Here is a 19,958-nt window from a genome sequence, read left to right as displayed (position 1 = left end):
TCGATTCGGGCCTGGAGAGCGCCCCGGATGACATTTCGATTTATTCATACGGCCGACGTCCATCTCGATTCGCCACTGCGCTCGCTAGCACTCAGAAATTCTGAACTTGCCGAGCTCGTCGGCGATGCCAGCCGGCAGTCGTTCGCTGCAATAGTGGACCTTTGCCTGGCTGAGCGTGTCGACGCCCTTGTCATTGCCGGCGATCTTTACGATGGCGACCAGACTTCGATGAAGACGGCACGCTTTCTGGCCACCCAGATGGCGCGTCTCCATCAAGCTGGCGTCAGGGTCTACATGATCCGCGGCAATCATGACGCCATGTCGCGGATTACGAAGCAACTCGAACTGCCGGACACGGTGACCACTTTTGGCGGCCGCTGCCAATCCGTAATCCAGTCTGGCGCTGGGGTAGACGTCGCGTTCCATGGGCTTAGTTTCGTCAGCCCCAAGGCGCCCGAAGGCCTACTATCCAAATATGTCGCCCCGCGGGAGGGAGCGGCGAACGTCGGCATTATGCACACGAGCTTGGCGGGCTCGCCAGGCCATGACGTCTATGCACCTTGCAGCGTCGCCGATCTGCAGGGCCACGGCTTCAATTATTGGGCGCTTGGTCACATTCACGTTCGCCAGGTGTATTCCGGTGCGAGCACGCTCGTGATGCCAGGGATCCCTCAGGGGAGGGACATCAATGAGGCGGGCGAGAAATCGGTCACGCTGGTCACCATTCGCGACGATCGCTGCGTCGAGATTGAGGAGAGGCTAACCAGCGTGGCGCAGTTCGAGCGGGTGAGCGTCGATCTGACTGGGGCGTCGGAATGGAGCGAGGCCATCGTCCGCATCCGATCAGGGCTGGAGCAATCCCGGCAGGTTGCCAGATCGCGCTACCTTGTTGCCCGCCTCGGCTTGATCGGCACTTCTGTCCTTTCATGGTCGCTGATGCGCGACCGGGACCTGGCGGTCGCTGAAGCCGAACAGGCAGCGGAACAGGTGGGCGACACCTGGGTGGAGAAGCTAGAGTTTGCTCTTTCGGCTCCCGGTGTCGGAGATTTGGCAAGTGTTGCCGATCCCACTCTGGAACTCGCACAGTCCATGCGCGCCAATGCGGGTTCAGAAGCATTTCGATCCGAAGCGCGAGAATTCATGTTGAAGACGATCGCGGACCTGCCGCCCGATGCGCGAAGCTTCGCCGGCAAAGATGAATTGGGGCTCGAGAAGTTTCTCGACGATGTGCTTGCACGCGGCGTCGACTTGGTCACTGCGCGGCTCAAGGCAGGCGCAACGCGATGAGATTGCGGCGGCTTGATCTGACCCGCTACGGCAAGTTTACCGATAGGGCAATCGATTTCGGAGAGAGACCGGTTTCAGGTCCCGATCTGCATATCGTGTTCGGTTTGAACGAGGCTGGCAAATCGACGGCACTTTCCGCGTATCTTGATCTGCTCTTCGGTATCGAAGAGCGCAGCCGCTACAGTTTCCTGCACGACTATAGCTCCATGCGCATTGGCGGGCTGCTCGAATTCGAGGGGGAGACGCTGGCCGTTTCACGCACCAAAAGTCGCAGCAACTCACTGCACAACGCCGAAGGCCGCCCACTGAGCGAAATTGCCATTTCGGCTCACCTCGCCAGCTTGTCCCGCGAAGCCTACAGCAGCATGTTCTCACTGGATGACGAAACGCTGGAAGCAGGGGGCAAGGCCATCCTGGAATCGCGTGGTGATCTCGGCAAGCTCCTTTTCACCGCCAGCGCCGGGCTTGGTCATGCCAGCGATGTCTTGGCCGCGCTGGAGACGGAAGCAGATGGGCTCCACCGAAAACAGGCACAGACCACCGAAATCGCGCTGCTGAAGAAGCGGTTCGCCGAACTCAAGTTACGTAAGGAGACGATCGACACTCTGGCCTCGACATTCGAGGCGCTCGAGGCGGAACGGGTGGAAGCCCAGGACAAGTATGATCGCAGCCTCGCTGAACGCTCGGTTTTGTCGGCGCGGCTCGCCACAATCGAGCGCCATGCCCGCGCTGCGCCGCTGCTTGGAGAGATCAAACGCAAGGCGAGCAGACTGACCGAGCTGCCTGACATCGAGTCTCCACCCAGGACTTGGAGCGGCAGCGTCGCGGAATTGATCGATCATGACGCTCGGCTGAGAACTCGCCTCCAGGCCAATGGCGATGAGATCGATCGGGCGAAGGCAAAGATCGAAGCAATCGCTGTCGACGACGCTGTGCTAGCGATCTCCGAACAGGTGCGAGGACTTGTCGATCGCAAGGCGCGCCATGCGTCCGCGGGCATGGATCTGCCGACCCGCAAAATGGAAGTCCAGATGCTTGACCATGTGGTGGCGAATTGTCTCGCCGCGCTCGGAAGATCGGCCGAACAGGATCCGTCCCGGCTCATCCTGCCTGCCTTTGTGATCGGCACGCTTCGCAACATGGTCGAGCAACGCTCGGGCATCACGACGAGCTTGCGGATGGCCCGCGATGAAGCCGCTGCCACGTTTGACAGGCTCAACGCTGCGCGAAGTCGCGTTGGCGAGGAGAGGGCGGTGCCCGAACCCGCAAGAGCCAGGCTGATGGCCGCCGTGTCGGAGGCGAAGGCCAGCAGTCACCCAAGGGAAATAAGAGAGGCGCGCGCGTCGGCTGACGAGGGGCAAACGAGACTAGCGGATGCGATGCGGCGGCTCCAGCCGTGGTCGGGAGATGCGGAAGCACTTTCGAAAATATCGGTTCCGCCCCCGACACAGATTGCTGCCTGGAAGACATTGGCCGCGGACCTTCAAAGGGACAAAGCGGTCTTCTCCGAGCGTCTGGCTGAGTATGAACAAAGTCGGATAACAACTTCGTCACGGCTGGCTGCTGTCGGCGCCTCGGCCGATCTCGCCGACGATGACACAGCCGCAGCCATAAGACGTGAGAGAGACGAGGCCTGGAGAAATCACCGGGCGGACCTCACGACCGAAACCGCAGACGTGTTTGCCGCAGCGTTGGCTAAGGACGATCATGTCGGTACGGCTCGACTGGCCCATGCGGGCGAGTTCGCCGATCTGCGCGCAATCAAGCAAAGGGCGGCCGAGACCGAAGCGGCAATGGAGCGCGTAAGCTGCCAACTCGCCGGGGTAGCCCAGCGCGCAGAAATGGCGTCCGCTGAAATCAAACGAACGGCCAGCCCCCTGCTTGAGGATAGCCAGGCGCAATCGCTCGACCTGCTGATCGGACTTCTCGAGGAGCGCCTTTCAGCGCGGGCCGACGCGCTTGTCGCTTGGGACGACATCCTGCTCGCGCGTGCCCGGATTGAGCGCGCAACCGCCGAAGGAGAGCGGCTTCATCTCGGATTGGCCTCGGCTCTTCAAAGCGTTGGAATTCAGCCGGAAGCCGGTGAGGCCCTGGAGGCCATGGTGGTCGCCGCCGACCGCTTTCTCGACAGGCAAGGGAAGGTCGACGCGGAACGAGCGGAAGCGCTTAGGAACGTCGCGGCGAAGGAAGAGGAGCTGGCCGCCAGGCGGCTCGCTGTTGAAATTGCCGAGAGGAGAGAGGGTGCATGGCAGGCCGAGGTTGAGGCAACGCTGAAGGGCACTTGGCTCGAAGAAGGCGTTGCCGGGACTGGGCTTGGCAGCGTCCTCGATCAATTGTCAGATCTGTCAAAGGCGCTGCAGGATCGTGAGGCCATGCGTATCCGCATCCGCAAGATGGAGGCGGACAGAAGTGCATTTGCTGAAGAGGTGGCCGGGCTTGGTGCGCAGGCCGGCGAGCGTGCGGGCGACGAGGTGCCAGAACAAGTGAGCGTCAGGTTGACAGAGCGTCTGGAGCAAGCCGAGCGTGCCCGTGAGGCGAGGGCAAGTCTCCTCCTTGACGTTCAGAAATTGCAGGACATTCGAGAGGCACTGGGCGTTGAGTTCGCGGCACACGAGACGACAAAGCAGGAAGTACTCGATGCCTTTGGTGTGAGAACTCTGCCAGAGGTCGGGGAACGCGATGAACAGCTTCGCGAGCGAGACGGTCTGCAGAGTGCCGTTGCCGAGCTTGAAGAACGCCTCACGAGTGAACTCGCTGTCGACGGCCTCATCCAAGCGCAATCGTTGCTGGAAGGCCTCGATCTCGATGGACTTGCGGCTGAAAAGGCCGAGGTCGAGCGGCGCCTCGCCGACCTCCATGACTCACTGCAACAGCAACTCGTCCGGCGCATGCGGGCGACCGACAAGCTCGATGCGATCGGCGGCGACAGCGCAGTTGCCCGTATCGATGCCGAGCGTCGCACCGTGCTTCTCGAAATCGAGGACAAGGCCGTCCGCCATATCGAATTGAAGCTTGGGGTGATGTCGGCGGCGAGCGCGCTTCGGGTCTATCGCGAACGCCATCGCTCTGGAATGATGCGCGAGGCCTCCGACGCCTTCGCACTGATCACGCGCGGTCAGTACACAGGCTTGACGACCCAGCCGGTGAAGGGCGGCGAGGTCCTCATCGCAATGCAGCGGGATGGCCAATCGAAGGTCGCAGACGCTCTGTCGAAAGGCGCGCGTTTCCAGCTCTACCTGGCTCTACGGCTCGCCGGATATTACGAGTTTGCCAAGCTCAGGCCTGCTGTTCCCTTCATCGCCGACGACATCATGGAGACCTTTGACCATCTCCGGTCGGAAGAAGTTTTCCGGTTGTTCGGCGAGATGGCCAGCGTAGGCCAGGTGATCTACCTCACCCATCATCAGCACCTATGCGAGATTGCAAAGTCGGTCATCCCCACTGTAGCGATCCACGAACTGGACTAGTGAACGGGACCGCCTCGGTCGCCGAGGCCAGTGCTCAGCTTCGCGGAGCTTAGCTAGCGCGCGTCCTATGCGTCGCCACTCGAAGCTCTCATGGCAACCTGGTCGGTCCAACCAACTTTGAATGGACCTCGTCCTGGCCGAATTTCCGCGGCTTGGCAGCAGAGGCCACAACGCAGCTATGGAAGCGAAGCTTTTTGAGACCTTTGGCTGACCTTTGATACGTTCCGGCGATCCGGCTGTTTCCGGATCGGGGCGCAGCTTTCGTGATGCCGTTTTTGCCGCCGAGGAACTGGAGGAAACGGCAAAGCTGGCGTTTCTGACAAAACACCTGCCTCTGCGGCGACTGTCCAAGCATCTTGTCGCCGAGCTCAGCCAACATCGACAAAAGTGAATGTCCGGAACTGGTGCGAAGGAGGCAGCGCCGTCAGGCGGCAAATTCATCGTCGACCATACCCACGTCGATCTTGCGCAGCGTCCGGTGTGCCCCGACGGTTAAGATCATTGGGCCGGCAGTTGGCCCGCCCGGCGATCATATCGGCCGCCTTTTCGGCGATCATGATAACGGCGGCGTTGGTGTTTGAGGACACAATGCGCGGCATCACCGAGCTGTCGCAAATGCGCAGGCCCTGCAGCCCTCGCACGCGAAGCTCGGGATCGACGACGCTCTCAGCATCGCCGCCCATTCTGCAAGAGCCGACCGGATGATAGGCGCTGCGCCCATGCTCGCGGGCAAAGGCTTCGATCGCCGCGCGTCCCCTCGTTCCCGCGCCGGGTAGGTGCTCGCGGCTGATATAGTTCGCAAAGGCGGGCTGAGACAGGATCTCGCGGCTGATCTCGATGCCATCGATGGCGCGGTCGAGATCGTAGCGTTCGGCGAAAGGATTGGGATCGATGACAGGCGGATCGCGCGGATCCGCCGATCTCAGCGCGACGCTGCCACGCGAGCGGGGGCGCACGTGGTAGGAATTCAGCGTGCAGCCATTGCCGCTGGGAACTGAGCCAATGCCCTCCTCGACGCCAGCGCCGGGCAGGAAATGAAACTGGATATCAGGCGTTTTTTCCATCCGGTCACCCCACCAGAAGCCGCCGGCTTCAACAATGTTGGACGCCACCGGGCCCTTGCCGAACAGAGCGTATTCGAGGCCCGCGACCGCCTGCCAACGCTTCTTCGTGTAGCGGTCGATGCCATACGGTCCGTTGAGTTCGGCGACGACATCGACATCCATGTGATCATGGAGGTTCTGGCCGACGCCGCCTAGGTCTTGGATCACCTTGATGCCATGCCTGCCGAGATGCGCCGCCGGGCCGATGCCGGACAGCATCAAAAGCTTGGGTGAGCCGATGGCACCGGCGGTGACGATAACCTCACGCTCGGCGCGCAGCAATTCGGTGCGGCCGTTGGTGATGATCTCGACGCCGATGGCGCAGCCATTCTCGACAACGATGCGGCTGGCGGTTGCGTCGGTGCGCAGCGTCAGGTTCTTGCGGCTCAGCGCGGGCTTAAGATAGGCGACCGCCGTGCTGCTGCGCTTCCCGTTGCGCGTCGTCGTCTGATAAAAGCCGACGCCTTCCTGCTGGCCTGCATTGAAGTCGGCCCTGAAGGGAAGACCCGCCTGCTGCGCCGCCTTGACGAAGACGCGGGACAGCGGATGCGGCGTGCCGCTGGAGACGCCGAGCGGACCTTCGGTGCCGTGTTGCGGATCGGCGAAGGTGTCGTTGCCCTCGGAGCGGCGGAAATACGGCAGCACGTCGGCGTAGCTCCAGCCCACGCAACCTTCGTCGGTGGACCATCCATCATAGTCCTGCGGGCAACCCCGGGTGAACACCTGGGCGTTGATCGAGGAGCCGCCACCGAGAACGCGCGCCTGCGGATAGATCATGACGCGGCCATCGATCGCTTGGCCGGGGGCAGTGTCATAACCCCAGATCAGCGGCCCTGCCGTCATCTTGAAGAAGCCGACGGGCAGATGGATGTAGCGGTCGGTGTCGGGCGGGCCGGCCTCCAGCAGGACAACGGACAGGTCCTGATCCTCGCTCAGCCTGGCGGCGAGAATGCAACCGGCCGAGCCGCCGCCGACAATGATGTAATCCGGCATTCCCGCTCCCTTGCATGGGCGACGTCATTGCCCTGCTCTCCTGCGGACCACGATCGCAAGTCGCTTGTGCCGCGTCAAGAGAAAGGGTATGGTTATCGTGTTGAAGGGTTGTCGTACAAGTGGAGGAACTTGGCAATCCCCCGATCGGAGGTCGCGCTCCCCGCGCAAGCCGCCGGGCGGGAAGCAGATTTCAATCGGGAGGTTCGATAATGAGGAAGAGTTTTACGCTTTCCGGCCCGGTCAGCCGCCGGATGCTGATGATGGGCGCCGCAACTGGAGTGGCCGCGCTGGCCATGCCGAGGGTCTTGCGGGCCGAGGCAAAGCCGACGCTGGTAACGTCGATCCGTTCGTTGTCCAATCCTTACCATGCCGTATGGAAGACCGGCGCCGAGGCTTACGCCAAATGGGCCGGGCTTGAACACGTCACGCTGGTTTCGGAAGGCAACAGCGAGAAAGGGATAGCCGACATCAAGGCGATGCTGGCCAAGACCGGCGGCAACATGGTGCTCAATTCCGACCCCAACGATACGCCCGATGCGCGCCCGATCGTCGAAGCCTGCGCCAAGGCCGGCGCCTATGTCGTGACGCAATGGAATAAGCCGGCGGACCTGCATCCCAAGGACTTCAACCCGAACTATGTTTCCCACATCGAGTTTGACGGCATCGAAAGCGGCAAGACCATCGCCGAGATCCTATTCAAGACCATCGGCGGCAAGGGCGGCATCGTCGCACTTGGCGGCCTGATCTCGACTACGGCGGCGATCGAGCGCAAGAAGGGACTCGACGCCGCACTCGCCGCCAATCCGGACATCAAGCTGCTCGACTTCCAGGTCGCCAACTGGAAATCGACCGAGGCCTTCGACCTGATGGGAAATCTGCTCACCCGCTTCGGCGACGACATCAAGGGCATCTGGGCCGCCAATGACGACATGGGCTCCGGCGCACTCGAGGCGTTGCGCGCCGAGAACCTCGCCGGCAAGGTGCCGATCGTCGGCGTGGACGGCATCAAGACGGCGGTTGACGCGGTGCGCACCGGCGAGTTCGCCTGCACCGTCACCTCGGATCCGTTCTGGCAGGGCGGCATGGGACTCGCCATCGGCTACAATGCCAAGATCGGCAAGTTCGACCCGGTCAAGGAACCGCCGGAGCATCGCGAATTCTACGGCAAGGCGGTGCTGATCTCGCACGACAATGTCGAGGAATACTACAAGACCAATATCGACGCCAAGCCGGACATCGATTGGAACGATCTGTGGGGTCGGGTGACTGGAGCCATCCGGACCTGACCGCGATTGCGGGCCGCTGCTCCCTGGCGGCCCGCTTCCTTTTACAGGCGTCGTGCGTCCTATGTGGGTCGGCGACTGTTACAAGCAGAGGGTAAGCGGTTTCTTGACAATCCATACAGAACCCCTGAAGTCCGTTTCGGACATCGAGCGGACGACGCTTATGACATTCCTCTCCGGCCGCATCGCCACTGTGTTCGGTGGCAGGCGCTGGCGCAGCCTGGCGCCGCTGGCGGTGCTGATTGTGCTGTGCGTGCTGATCGCCATTGCCAATCCCAATTTCATCGAATTGCGCAATCTGGTGCGTCTCGCCAACTCGGCCGCCGTGCCGCTGACGCTGGCGATGGGGCTTACCTTCATCATCCTCATGGGCAGCATCGACCTTTCGGTCGAAGGCACGCTGTCGGTGGCGGCGATGGTGGTCGTGCTGCTTGCCGCCAATGACAGCAATGGCAACGACTATGGCTGGTGGGCGGTGCTGGCCGCGGTCGCCGCCGGTACCGCCATGGGTTTCATCAGCGGTCTCGTCCAGACCATGTTGCGCATCCCCTCGTTCATGGCGACACTGGGCATGTGGTTCATCGGCCTTGGCCTGTCGGTTTACATGCTCGGCGGCTCGGCGATCCGGCTCAACGACGCCTCGATCCGCGACCTGGCACTCACCCGCTTCCTCGGCCTGCCGCTGGCGGTGTGGGTCGCGACCGGAGCGTTCCTGCTTGCCGCTGTCATCCAGTATCACACCAAGCTCGGGCGCCACATCCTGGCCATCGGCGGCGACGAGGACGTCGTCAAGCTCTCCGGTGTCAACGTGGTACGGGTGCGCATCACCGCCTTCGCGCTGGCCGGTTTTTTCTTCGGCATCGCCGGCGTCCTTGCCGCGGCCCAGCTCGGCCAGTCGCATGCGGTCATTGGCGATGGAAGGCTGTTTGCCGCGGTCACCGCCGTGGTTGTCGGCGGCACGGCGTTAACCGGCGGCGAGGGTGGCGTCGTCAACACGCTGATTGGCGTTCTGATCGTCACCGTGCTTGCCAATGGCATGATCCTGCTCGGCATTTCGCCCTACATTCAGCAGACTGTGCAGGGCCTGATGATCATCGCCGCGGTTGCGCTGTCGCTCGACCGCGTCCGCCTCAAGATCGTCAAGTGAACGCCATGCTGAGCGCATCGGGCATCATCAAGAACTTTCCCGGCGTCCAGGCGTTGCGTGACGTCAGCATCGAGGTCCGGCCGAACGAAGTGGTCGGGCTGATCGGCGAGAACGGCGCCGGCAAGTCGACGCTGATGCGGGTGCTCGCCGGCAGCTATCGGCCGGATGGCGGCAGTCTCACCCTCGACGGCGAGCAGCTTCGCATGCGCAATCCGCGCGAGGCGGCACGGCATGGCATCGGCATGGTGTTCCAGGAACAATCGCTGGTGCTCAATTTGACGGTAGCCGAAAACATCTATCTCGGCGAGGAAGACCGCTTCACCCGTCTTGGCATCGTCAAATGGCGCGCCATGAACGCGGCGGCGCGCCGCCAGCTCGGCAAGATCGGCATCGATATCGATGTTACCCAACGCATCTCCGAGCTCACCTTTGCCGCGCGCCAGATGGTGGAACTCGCCAAGGCGTTGACCCTGGAAGAGATGGTCGAACGACCGTTGCTCATCCTGCTCGACGAGCCGACCTCCGTGCTCAACGCCGCCGACATCGAGGTGCTGTTCGCACGCGTGCGTTCGCTCAAGTCCCGCGCCAGCTTCGTCTTCGTCTCGCATCGCCTCGACGAGGTGCTGGCGATCTCCGACCGCGTGTACACCATGAAGGACGGTGCGGTCGTCGCCGAGCATCGCGCGGCTGACGTCACCGTGCCGGAGCTGCACGAGATCATGGTCGGGCGCGGGCTGCAGGCCGAATATTACCGCGAGGCCCGCCAGCAGGCGCCGCGCGAGACGGTCATGGTCGAGGCAAAAGGGTTGGGGGCGGGCGGCGCCTATCATGGCGTCGATCTCAAGATCAGGGCCGGCGAGATCGTCGGCATTGCCGGCGTCTTCGGCTCCGGCCGCGAGGAAGTCACGCGCACCATCGGGGGTTTCCTCCAGCATGATGCCGGCGAAATGAAAATCGCCGGCGATTCCGTGCGCTTCGGCTCGCCGGAACCGGCCGTGCGAAAGGGCATCGGCTATGTGCCGCGCGAGCGGCGGCTTGAGGGGCTGGTGATGTTCCTGTCGATCGCCGAAAATATTTCACTCGCCGATCTCTCAAGTGTCATGCGCCATGGCGCCATCGACTATGCCAAGGAGCGCCGGCTTGCCGCCGACTGGATCAGGCGACTGCGCATCAAGGCGCCTAGTCCCGATGCCGCCTGCCGCAAGCTCAGCGGCGGCAACCAGCAGAAAGTGGTGCTGGCGCGCTGGATGACGGCGGGCTCGCGCATCCTCGTGCTCGACCACCCAACGCGTGGCCTCGACGTCGGCGCCAAGGAGGAGGTCTACGAACTGGTCCGCGATCTCTCCGCGCAGGGCGTGGCGATCCTGCTGATTTCCGACACGCTGGAGGAAACCATCGGCCTGTCGCACCAGGTGCTGGTGATGCGCGACGGTGAGATCACCGCACGTTTCGACGCCAGCCCGGGACACAAGCCGAACCAGGTCGAACTTTTGCGGGCGATGGTGTGAGGCAGGCCGATGAATAGAGCTTTTTCCCCCAAGAGGCTGTTGGACGGCAAGTGGACGCAAGGTGCTATTCCGCTGGTCCTGCTTGTCGGCCTGCTGCTGATCATAGAGGTCGCAGCGCCCGGCTTTCTCACCGGCGAGACCGTGTCCCTGCTGTTCGCCAACACCGCCGTGCTGTTCATCCTGGCGACGGGCGTCACCTTCGCCATCCTGCTCGGTGGCATCGACCTGTCGATCCAGGCGGTCGCTTCGCTGGCGAGTGTGATCCTGGCGCAGTTGCTGCCCTCGCTCGGCCTCGCCGCCTTTCCGTTGGCAATCCTGTCCGGTCTCGCCTTCGGAGCGCTGAGCGGCATCGTCCATGTCAAGCTGCGCGTGCCGTCTTTCGTGGCGACGCTGGCCACCGGTGGCGTGGTCACCGGCATCGCGCTATGGGTTTCCGACGGCCGTGCCATCACCATCGAGGAAGGCGGTCGCGAAAACACCGCCTGGATCAACGCCACGGTCGGGGGACTGCCGGTGGTCGTTCTGATTTCGGCGGTCATCGGCATCGCCAGCTTTCTCGCGCTGCGCTACACGCGCTTTGGCCGCCAGGCGATTGCCGTCGGTGCTGGCGAGCCGGCCGCCTGGGCGGCGGGCATCAATGTCGACCGCACCAAGATCATCGCCTTCGCCGCCTCCGGTATGCTGGCCGCGGTCGCCGGCGTGGTGCTGGCAGCGAGACTGTCGAGCGGCTCGCCGGTTCTGGCCAACCAGTTGCTGCTGCCGGCCATTGCCGCCGTCATCGTCGGCGGCAGCGCCATCACCGGCGGGCTGGGCGGCGTTGCCCGCACGGCGGTCGGCGCGCTGATCATCTCGATCGTGCGCATCGGCATGACTTTCATCGGTGTCAACATCTTTCTGGAAAACATGGTGTTCGGATCGGTGCTCATCGCCGCCGTCGCCATCACCATCGACCGCAGCAAGATCGCGGTCATCAAGTGACAGCTCGATCCGCACCGCCTCCCAAGCAAGCGCGGACCGGACGGGGTCGCATCACAAGCCCGATGCGACCCCGCCCGATCAGGTCACTACATGGTATCGAGGCCGATCAGTTCGATCTTGTAGCCATCCGGGTCCTCGACGAAAGCGATATGGGTGGTGCCATGCTGCATCGGCCCGGGCTTGCGCGCGATCTTGGCACCGCGCTTCTCGATCTCGGCGCAGACGGCATAGATGTCATTGACGCCAAGCGCCAAATGGCCGAAGCCAGTGCCGATTTCGTAAGGCTCCTCGCGACCCCAGTTCAGCGTCAGCTCGACGACGGCCTCGGTCTCTTCCGGCCCATAGCCAACAAAGGCGTTGGTGAACTTGCCGCCGGGATAGTCGTCCCGGCGCAGCAAGGTCATGCCGAGAACCTCGGTGTAGAAGGCAATCGACTTGTCGAGGTCGAGAACCCTGATCATGGTGTGCATATAGCGAAAGCCCGGGGCGTCGCTCATTGGAAAAGTCCTCCGAATTCAGTGGTTCGCTGGCCTGATCATCCACATCGAACGGTCGGCGGGACCACGGCCTCGCTTGATGTTCTAAATCAGGGTTGTATGATAACACGACAAGAATGGTGATTGTCCAGTCGTTTTCCCGGAAGGGTCAGAGTCAATTCATGAATGTCGTGCCACCCATCTCCAAATCGCTGATCGCGGCACTTGCCGGCGTGCTGCCGAATGGCGGGCTGGTGACCGCAAGCCAGGATCTGGCGCGCTACAGCCGCGACTGGTCGGGTGACCATTTCGGCCGCCCGCTGGCGGTCGCACGACCGGCCTCGGTCGAGGAGATGTCGGCTCTCATGCGCCATTGCCACGCGCAGCGCATTCCAGTCGTGCCGCAAGGCGGCTTGACCGGTCTTGTCGGCGCGGCAGTGGCAGCGGATGGCGGTGAAATCGTCATCTCACTGGAGCGCATGAACAGGATCCGCTCGATCAGCCCGATCGACTTCGCCATGGTGGTCGAAGCCGGCTGCATTCTCGAGGTCGCCAAGCGCGCCGCCGAGCAGAGCGATTGCTTGCTGCCGATCACCTTCGGGGCACAAGGAAGCTGCCGCATCGGCGGCAATGTCGCCACCAATGCCGGCGGCTTCAACGTGCTGCGCTACGGCATGACGCGCGACCTGGTGCTTGGCCTGGAAGTGGTTCTGGCCGACGGCCGGATCTGGAACGGGCTGAAGGTGCTGCGCAAGGATAATCGCGGTTACGATCTCAAGCAGATCTTCATTGGCTCGGAAGGCACGCTCGGCATCGTCACCGCAGCCGCGCTGAAACTCTTCCCCAAGCCGACGCAGATCGAAACCGCGCTGGTCGGACTGCGATCGGTCGAGGATGCGATGGCACTCTATGCGCGGGCGCGGCGCGACTGCAGCGACCTTCTGACTGCCTTCGAACTGATCCTGCGCGGCGGTATCGAAATCACGATGCGCGAGGGCGTGGACTTTCCCGATCCGCTGAGCAAGGCGTACCCGGCCTATGTGCTGATCGAGGTTTCTTCCGGCGGGCTGATCGACCTGTCCGACATGCTTACGGGCTTTCTCGGTGGCGTTGCCGATATTGTCGAAGACGGCATCGTGGCATCGACGCGGGCGCAGGCAGAGCGGTTGTGGCTTTATCGCGAGATCATGGTCGAGCGCCAGGGCCGCGGCGGCCGCTATCTGCGCACCGACGTTTCGGTGCCGATCTCGGAACTCGCCGATTTCGTCACCGATGCACTGGCAGCCCTGGAGGAAGTGCGCCCGGACGCGCTTGCCGTGACCTACGGCCATGTCGGCGACGGCAACATCCATCTCAATGTCGTGCCGCCGGAAGGCATGGCCCCCGAAGCGGTGGAGCATTTGTTCGAAGAGGCGGAGGCGGTGATCTTTGCCGTTGTCGACCGCTATGGCGGCTCGATCAGCGCCGAGCATGGCATCGGCAGGGTCAAGCAAAAGGCGTTCCTCGAGCGGATCGATCCGGTGACCCTCGACCTGGCGGCGGGCATCAAGGAGGCGTTTGATCCGCGTCACATTCTCAGCAACGGCCGCATCCTGGCAGCCAACGCCGATCATGGTCTATAGGTGAGCGATGACGCTGAAACTCGACAAGGTCAATCGCGGTCCGCATCTCTCCACCCTGGTTGCGAGTTCGATCTCGCGCGAGATCGCGCAGGGGCGCCTCAAGCCCGGCGATCAACTGCCGACCGAGCAGGCGCTGGCGACCACGTTCGGTGTCAGCCGCAACGTCGTGCGTGAGGCGATCGCGCGGCTGCGCTCGGAAGGCCGCATCTGGTCGCAACAGGGGCGCGGCGCCTTCGTGGTGGAAAGCAACAACCCGACGGTGCTGACCATCGACTACGAAGCCCTGCAGCGGGCCGACTCGTTCCGCAACCTGTTCGAACTGCGCGGCATACTCGAGGTGCAGGCGGCCGCCCTTGCCGCGAAGCGCCGCAGCGAAGCCGATCTCACCGCCATGGGCGATGCGCTCGCCGGTATGCGCGCGGCGCCCTATGGCAGTGTCGCCTGGCTGCGCAGCGATCTCGAGTTCCACCGCACCGTCGCGGAGGCGACGCGCAACGCCTATATGGGCCAGTTCCTGGTTTTCGTTTCCGAGCGTGTCCGCGAAAGCATTCTTGCCGCCGGCAACCGGCAGAAATCCGACGACATGGCACGCATCACACTCGGCGAGCACGAGCGAATCCTGGCCGCTATCCGCGCCGGGGATGTTCAGGCGGCAGAAACGGCGATGCGCGATCATCTTGCAGGTGCGGCCCTGCGTGTTGGACTGCATGATGAAGCAGTTGCAGAGCCAGCACCTTCCTTGCGGCACAAGAGACTGAGGAAGGCTATCCGCAAGCAAGCCGCCGGATAACGCTGCGCACCGCCCGCGCCTTGAGCAATTCCAGGAAAGTGCAGTTTTCCGTCCGGAGTGCGTAGCACAAACAGTTAGAGCGGGTCGGCGATTCCGTCAAACGCTGAACCGCTCTGGCCGGTTCACGCCTCCGGCGGTTCGACCAGCGAGACGCCGTTCAGGCCGGCGATGATATCGGACAAAGCCGGCACGAATTTCTCGCCATGGCCGGTTGCAACAGCGGTGGCGAAGCCATTGCGCACTGAGGCGCCGATCGGGTTGGCAACGCCCGCCGCCTGGGCGAAAGAGGCCAGATAGGTCATGTCCTTGAGCGCATTGACGATGGCAAAACGCTGCGCGTTCTCGTTGCGGTTCAGCACGAAATCGAAGAAGGCCTGGTAGAAGCCGCAATCCATGCGGCTGCCCGAGATGACGCTGTTGAAGACCTGCGGCGTCAGTCCGGCCTTGACGCCAAGCGTCAGCGCTTCCGAATAGATGGCGGAGTAACCCATCGAGACGAAATTGTTGAGCAGCTTCATTGTGTGGCCGCTGCCGATCGGGCCGGTGTGCACGATGCGCGCGGCAAAGGCCTCGAGCACCGGCCGAGCCCGGGCAACGGCCTCGGCCGACCCTCCGACCATGACGTCGAGCTTGCCTTCGGCCGCCTCCTTGGGTGTGCGCGCCAATGGCGCGTCGATCAGCATCACACCTTGCGCGGCGAGTTCGCCGGCAAGTGCTGTCGTCGACGACGGGTTGGACGTCGAGCAGTCGATGACCAGCAGCGGCTTGCCGGCAGCGGCCAAGCCATCCGGCTTTTTCACCAGCATTTCGACCTCTCGCGAGCCGGTGACGCACAGAATGACGATGTCGCAGGCGGCGGCGAGATCGCGCGGACTTGCCGCTTCGACGGCACCCGAAGCAATCAACCGGTCGGCGGCATCGCGGCTGCGATGGACGCAGACCGTCAGGGGCCAGCCCTTTTGCAACAAATTCGCGGCCATGCCCGAGCCCATGCTCCCCAGTCCGATGAAACCAATGCGTTCTTTCATGCAATCCTCCAACCACGGCCCGCGCCTGTGGGCCGTATTTCCTCACCTTGCGGCGAACACCCGTCGATGCAATCCTTCACCGAAGAATCGAACAGGGGCTGTTTGCCGCGATGGCCGATAATGAGAGCATGCTTTTCGACGCCATACCGCAGGCGCCGAACCTGCGGACCGGACTGGTAAACACGCTGATCGCGCAGATTGAATCCGGTGATCTTGCGCCGGGCCAGCAACTGCCAACCGAACAGGAGATCGTCGCCGCCACGGGTGTGAGCCGCACCGTGGTACGCGAAGCGCTTGCCGCGTTGCGCGCCCGGGGCCTTATCACCACGCGTCAGGGCCTCGGCGCTTTCGTTGCCAAGGACCCGCCGCCGCGGACCTTTTCCATTCTGCCTGACGATCTCGAATCGATCGACGAGGTGCTGCGCGTGCTGGAATTGCGCATGGGTATCGAAGTCGAGGCGACCGGCCTCGCGGCGAAACGGCGAAGCGACAGTGCGCTCGAGCAAATGAGCTCGGGGCTTGACGCGCTGGAGGTGGCGGTGCGTGCCGGAGGGTCTGGGTCGGAAGAGGATTTCGCGTTTCACCGCGCCATTCTCGCGGCGACGCAGAACGCCAATTTCACCCGGCTGTTCGACGCCTTCGGCAGCGCCATGATTCCGCGCCAGTGGACCCGCCTCGACCAGATGACCATTTCCGAACGGGAGACGTATCTGGCCAGGATGCAGCATGAGCATCGCGCCATCCTCGCCGCCATCGAGGCCAAGGACGTCAACGCCGCCCGCCGCGCCATGCGCAGCCACCTGACCAAGAGCTACGCCCGCTTTGAAAAGCTGCGTGACGGCGCGAGCCATGACTGAGTGCTCGCTCATACCACCGCTTCCGCCATGCCACCGAGATAGAGTTCCCGCATCAGCGACATGTCACGCAATTCCGAGATAGGCCCCGAGACGACGATGCGGCCGTTCTGCATGAGATAGCCGCGCGAGGCGACGGCGAGGGCGAGGCCGGCATTCTGCTCGACCAGCAGCACCGAAGCCCCGAATCGCTCGCCGATGCTGAGAATAATCGCCTTGATCTCCTTGACCAGCAACGGTGACAGGCCAAGCGACGGCTCATCGAGCAACAGCACGCGCGGCCTCGTCATCAGCCCGCGCGCAATCGCCAGCATCTGTTGCTGGCCACCACTGAGCGAACCGCCCTTGTCGCGCCGCTTGGTAGCGAGGATCGGGAAGAAGCCCAGCATGGTTTCGAAATCGGCTTCGACGGCGGCACCGTCACGGCGCGAATAGGCGCCGAGCCGAAGGTTCTCCTCGACCGTCATGTCGACGAAGATCTTTCGCCCTTCCGGCACCAGGACGACACCGCGTCGGGCCATGACATCTGCGGCTAGCCCGGTCACCTCCGCGCCATCGAAGGAGATGGTGCCGGCGCGCGGCCGGACCAGCCCGGCGATCGCCTTGAGCAGCGTCGACTTGCCTGCACCGTTGGGCCCGAGGATGGTGACGATCTCGCCCTCGGTCAACGTCAGTGAGACGCTGCGGTTGACGACCGTCGGCCCGTAGCCGGTGACGACTTCGGAAACAGCGAGCAGGCTCACAGATCGCCCCCCAGGTAAACTTCCAGCACCTTGGGATCGGCAAGCACCGCCTCGGTCGGTCCGTCGGCGATCTTGGAGCCGAAATCGAGCACGGCAAGCCGTCGGCACAACATCTTCATCAGCTTCATGTCATGGTCGATGACGCAGACAGTGATGCCATGGCCGGGCAGCTGGCGGACAAGCCCCACCAGCGCCGTGGTTTCGCGATCGTTCAGGCCGGCAGCCGGCTCGTCGAGCAGCAGCAGCGATGGCCGCGTGGCGAGTGCGAGCGCGAGGCCAAGAAGGCGCAAGCTCCCGAACGGCAACACGCCGGCCTTTTCATCTGCTAGCGCGCTCAATCCGACGAAGTCGAGCAGTGCCTGCGGTGCCGGCCACGGACTGGTTGTGCCAGCCGCCCTCGCATGCTCGCCGGCGATCTGGACGTTCTCCAGCACGCCAAGGCCGGCAAACGCCATTGCCTGCTGGAAGGTATAGCCAATGCCGGCCCGCGACACGGCGTGCGGCGCCAGGCCGGTGATGTCCTGTCCGTGGAACAGCACCTTGCCGCCGCTCGGCCTGTGGACGCCGGTCACCACGTTGAACAGTGTCGTCTTGCCGGAGCCGTTCGGACCGACGACGCCGAGGATTTCGCTTTCTTCAATGGTCAGATCGACGCCCGCCAGCGCGGTGACGCCGCCGAACTGCTTGCTGAGGCCGCTGATCGCCAGCACAGGGCTCATCGGCGCGCCTCCGATGGCCGTGCATGGCGCTCTTGGGTTTCCTGTCCCGGCTTGGCCGCGAAGACCCCGCGAAGCGCACGCACGATGCCGCCGATCAGGCCATCGGGCAGCAGCATGATGACTGCAATCAGGCAGACGCCATAGACGATGCGCGATTGGACCGGGTCGAGATTGAGCACTTCCGGCAGGAAGGCGACCAGCACGCCGCCGGCAAGCGGTCCCTCGATCAGGCGGGCGCCGCCGATCATGACCATGAGCGCCAGATAGATGCTCGGAAAGGAAGAGAACTGCGTAGGCGAGATGTGGCCGAGAAAATAGGCGAGCAGCACGCCGGAGATGCCGGCAAAGATGCCGCTGACCACGAAGGCGCCGATCTTGTGCCGGCCGACATTGATGCCGAGCGAGGCGGCAAGTTTCTCGTTCTCTCTGATCGCGCGCAACGTACGGCCATAGGACGAGTTGATAATCGCCCAGCTCGCCACTGCCGCGGCAGCGACGAACGCCACCACCATCAGATAGTAGCGCGTCAGGTCACCCATGTCGGCCCCGAACAGGGTGACATGCCCGACCAGATCAAGCCCGGTGGCAGCGCCTGTGTAGTCGCCGCCATTGGTGAGCACGATTGTAAGCAACTGGCCGAAGGCGAAGGTCATGATGACGAAGTGGTGGCCGCCAACCCGAAGCGAGGGAATGCCGACGATCGCTGCAAACACTGCGCTGGCAAGCGCTGCCACCGGCAGCGCCAGCCAGAAGCCGATGCCGAAATCGCGCGCCAGGATCGCCGCCGCATAGGCGCCAACGCCGACCAGTGCTGCGTGCCCCATCGACAGGATGCCGGTCTGACCGAACAGCACGGACAGCCCGTAGAGCGCGATCACGTTGATCCCGGCAGAGATTGCCAGCGACAGGAAGCGGTTGCTGGGCGAGAACAAGGGCACGAGCGCGATCAGCGCGAGGACAACCACAACCGGTAGCAGCGAGCGCAAGGACTTGAAGGTGGAATTCGTGCGATCAGCGTGAAGCTCCTGCTCTGCGGTCATGATGCGATCCTGGGTCCGCTGGTGCCGCCGAACAGACCATGTGGGCGAACGATCAGGACCAGGATCATCAGGGCAAAGGAATAGGCATCGGTCCATTGCGAGAAGCCGTAGCCGGCACTGAAGCCTTCGACGACGCCGAGGATGAGACCAGCGGCTACGGCGCCATAAATGTTGCCGAGACCGCCGATCAACGCGACGGCGAAGCCCTTCATGACCATCGTGCCGCCGGTGAAAGGCGTGATCGGAAACAGCGCGATCAGCAGCGCGCCGCCAAGTCCGGCAAGCGCGCTGCCCAGCACGAACACGCCGGTAATGTAGCGACGCACCGGAATGCCCATCAAGGCCGCGGTATCGCGGTCCTCGACGCTGGCACGCAGCGCCCGGCCGTAACGGCTTGCCGTAACCATCCTGAAGCTCAGGGCCACCACGGCAATAGCGATCAGGATCACCATGACGCGAACGGAGGCAATGCGCACGCCGCCAACATCCCACACAGTGGTCAGCGGGCGCGGAATGCTCTTCTGATTGGGGTTCCACAGCAGCACGACGACATGCTGCAGCACGACGATGAGGCCAAGCGAGACGATGAAGCCGTTGGTCGGCCGCTCCAGAGTGAAGCGGAACAGGCCACGCTCGAGGATGTAGCCCATCGCTCCAACCGCCAGGATCGCCAGCACGACCGCCACCGGAAAGCCGAGGCCAGCGCTGACGGCGAGCCAGGTGACGATGCCGCCGATCATCAGGAATTCGCCATGGGCGAAGTTGATGATGCCGGTCAGGCCGAAGATCAGCGTCACGCCGATGGCGATGAGCGTGATCACGCTGGCGATCGAGAGACCGTTGAGGATCTGCTGTATGAAAATGTCCACGGCTGGCGTCCACTGTCGATGTGAGGCCGGTGATCAGGTCCTGCCTTGACT

General features: G+C 63.3%; 16 protein-coding genes. 9 read left to right on the top strand and 7 right to left on the bottom strand.

Translation table 11 applies throughout. The annotated features are described in order from the left end of the window. The first annotated feature begins 27 nt into the window (after positions 1–27). Both FJ964_RS23525 and FJ964_RS23520 read left to right on the top strand, forming a co-directional pair. Positions 28–1,287 carry a DNA repair exonuclease gene (locus tag FJ964_RS23525; RefSeq protein WP_140552605.1) on the top strand — a complete coding sequence of 420 codons (1,260 nt, stop codon included), beginning with the start codon at positions 28–30 and terminating at the stop codon, positions 1,285–1,287. Continuing rightward, positions 1,284–4,754, top strand: a complete 3,471-nt coding sequence (locus FJ964_RS23520; protein ID WP_140552604.1) for a YhaN family protein — start codon at positions 1,284–1,286, stop codon at positions 4,752–4,754. Before FJ964_RS23525 ends, FJ964_RS23520 begins: the two co-directional genes overlap by 4 nt. A gap of 437 nt (positions 4,755–5,191) precedes the next feature. On the opposite strand, the gene FJ964_RS23510 is transcribed toward FJ964_RS23520, so the two are convergent. Beyond that, the gene (locus tag FJ964_RS23510; protein ID WP_140552603.1) at positions 5,192–6,850 is read right to left on the bottom strand and encodes a GMC family oxidoreductase N-terminal domain-containing protein; all 1,659 of its coding nucleotides are present in this window, start codon (positions 6,848–6,850) and stop codon (positions 5,192–5,194) included. 209 nt (positions 6,851–7,059) lie between these two features. Between FJ964_RS23510 and FJ964_RS23505 the strand changes: the two genes are divergently transcribed. The 4 genes from FJ964_RS23505 (at position 7,060) to FJ964_RS23490 (ending at position 11,766) form a co-directional block, all read left to right on the top strand. Then, positions 7,060–8,136, top strand: a complete 1,077-nt coding sequence (locus tag FJ964_RS23505) for a sugar ABC transporter substrate-binding protein (RefSeq protein WP_140552602.1) — start codon at positions 7,060–7,062, stop codon at positions 8,134–8,136. Between the two features lie 160 nt (positions 8,137–8,296). Then, on the top strand, positions 8,297–9,280 hold the full coding sequence (locus tag FJ964_RS23500; RefSeq protein WP_140552601.1) for an ABC transporter permease: 984 nt from the start codon (positions 8,297–8,299) through the stop codon (positions 9,278–9,280). A gap of 5 nt (positions 9,281–9,285) precedes the next feature. After that, positions 9,286–10,788 carry a sugar ABC transporter ATP-binding protein gene (locus FJ964_RS23495; protein ID WP_140552639.1) on the top strand — a complete coding sequence of 501 codons (1,503 nt, stop codon included), beginning with the start codon at positions 9,286–9,288 and terminating at the stop codon, positions 10,786–10,788. 9 nt (positions 10,789–10,797) lie between these two features. Next, on the top strand, positions 10,798–11,766 hold the full coding sequence (locus FJ964_RS23490) for an ABC transporter permease (RefSeq protein WP_140552600.1): 969 nt from the start codon (positions 10,798–10,800) through the stop codon (positions 11,764–11,766). Between the two features lie 86 nt (positions 11,767–11,852). Here the strand turns inward: FJ964_RS23490 and gloA are convergent, their stop codons facing one another. Continuing rightward, entirely contained in the window at positions 11,853–12,263 is a 411-nt protein-coding gene (gene gloA / locus FJ964_RS23485) for a lactoylglutathione lyase (RefSeq protein WP_140552599.1), read from the bottom strand. Positions 12,264–12,424: 161 nt separating this feature from the next. Here gloA and FJ964_RS23480 point away from each other — a divergent pair, with 161 nt between their 5' ends. After that, complete coding sequence (locus FJ964_RS23480) at positions 12,425–13,864, top strand: FAD-binding oxidoreductase (RefSeq protein WP_140552598.1); 1,440 nt, start codon at positions 12,425–12,427, stop codon at positions 13,862–13,864. A gap of 7 nt (positions 13,865–13,871) precedes the next feature. Further along, on the top strand, positions 13,872–14,654 hold the full coding sequence (locus tag FJ964_RS23475; RefSeq protein WP_140552597.1) for a FadR/GntR family transcriptional regulator: 783 nt from the start codon (positions 13,872–13,874) through the stop codon (positions 14,652–14,654). Between the two features lie 122 nt (positions 14,655–14,776). On the opposite strand, the gene FJ964_RS23470 is transcribed toward FJ964_RS23475, so the two are convergent. Then, positions 14,777–15,682, bottom strand: a complete 906-nt coding sequence (locus FJ964_RS23470) for an NAD(P)-dependent oxidoreductase (protein WP_140552596.1) — start codon at positions 15,680–15,682, stop codon at positions 14,777–14,779. Between the two features lie 110 nt (positions 15,683–15,792). Here FJ964_RS23470 and FJ964_RS23465 point away from each other — a divergent pair, with 110 nt between their 5' ends. Beyond that, positions 15,793–16,539, top strand: a complete 747-nt coding sequence (locus FJ964_RS23465; protein WP_140552595.1) for a FadR/GntR family transcriptional regulator — start codon at positions 15,793–15,795, stop codon at positions 16,537–16,539. A gap of 8 nt (positions 16,540–16,547) precedes the next feature. Here the strand turns inward: FJ964_RS23465 and FJ964_RS23460 are convergent, their stop codons facing one another. Genes FJ964_RS23460 through FJ964_RS23445 form a run of 4 tightly spaced genes read right to left on the bottom strand, consistent with a single transcriptional unit; the run spans position 16,548 to position 19,907 of the window. Next, a complete protein-coding gene (locus FJ964_RS23460) occupies positions 16,548–17,279 on the bottom strand; it encodes an ABC transporter ATP-binding protein (RefSeq protein ID WP_140552594.1) in 732 nt (243 codons plus the stop codon). Continuing rightward, complete coding sequence (locus FJ964_RS23455; protein ID WP_140552593.1) at positions 17,276–17,998, bottom strand: ABC transporter ATP-binding protein; 723 nt, start codon at positions 17,996–17,998, stop codon at positions 17,276–17,278. The genes FJ964_RS23460 and FJ964_RS23455 overlap by 4 nt, the downstream gene beginning before the upstream one ends. Next, positions 17,995–19,038, bottom strand: coding sequence for a branched-chain amino acid ABC transporter permease (locus FJ964_RS23450; RefSeq protein WP_140552592.1), 1,044 nt, complete (start codon positions 19,036–19,038; stop codon positions 17,995–17,997). Before FJ964_RS23450 ends, FJ964_RS23455 begins: the two co-directional genes overlap by 4 nt. Continuing rightward, the gene (locus FJ964_RS23445; RefSeq protein WP_140552591.1) at positions 19,035–19,907 is read right to left on the bottom strand and encodes a branched-chain amino acid ABC transporter permease; all 873 of its coding nucleotides are present in this window, start codon (positions 19,905–19,907) and stop codon (positions 19,035–19,037) included. The genes FJ964_RS23450 and FJ964_RS23445 overlap by 4 nt, the downstream gene beginning before the upstream one ends. Between the last annotated feature and the right edge of the window lie 51 nt (positions 19,908–19,958).

The organism is Mesorhizobium sp. B2-3-2, assembly GCF_006442295.1.
GTDB lineage: Bacteria > Pseudomonadota > Alphaproteobacteria > Rhizobiales > Rhizobiaceae > Mesorhizobium.
The sequence above is the reverse complement of the archived record's forward strand: the minus strand, read 5'-3'. Positions and strand labels throughout refer to the sequence as shown.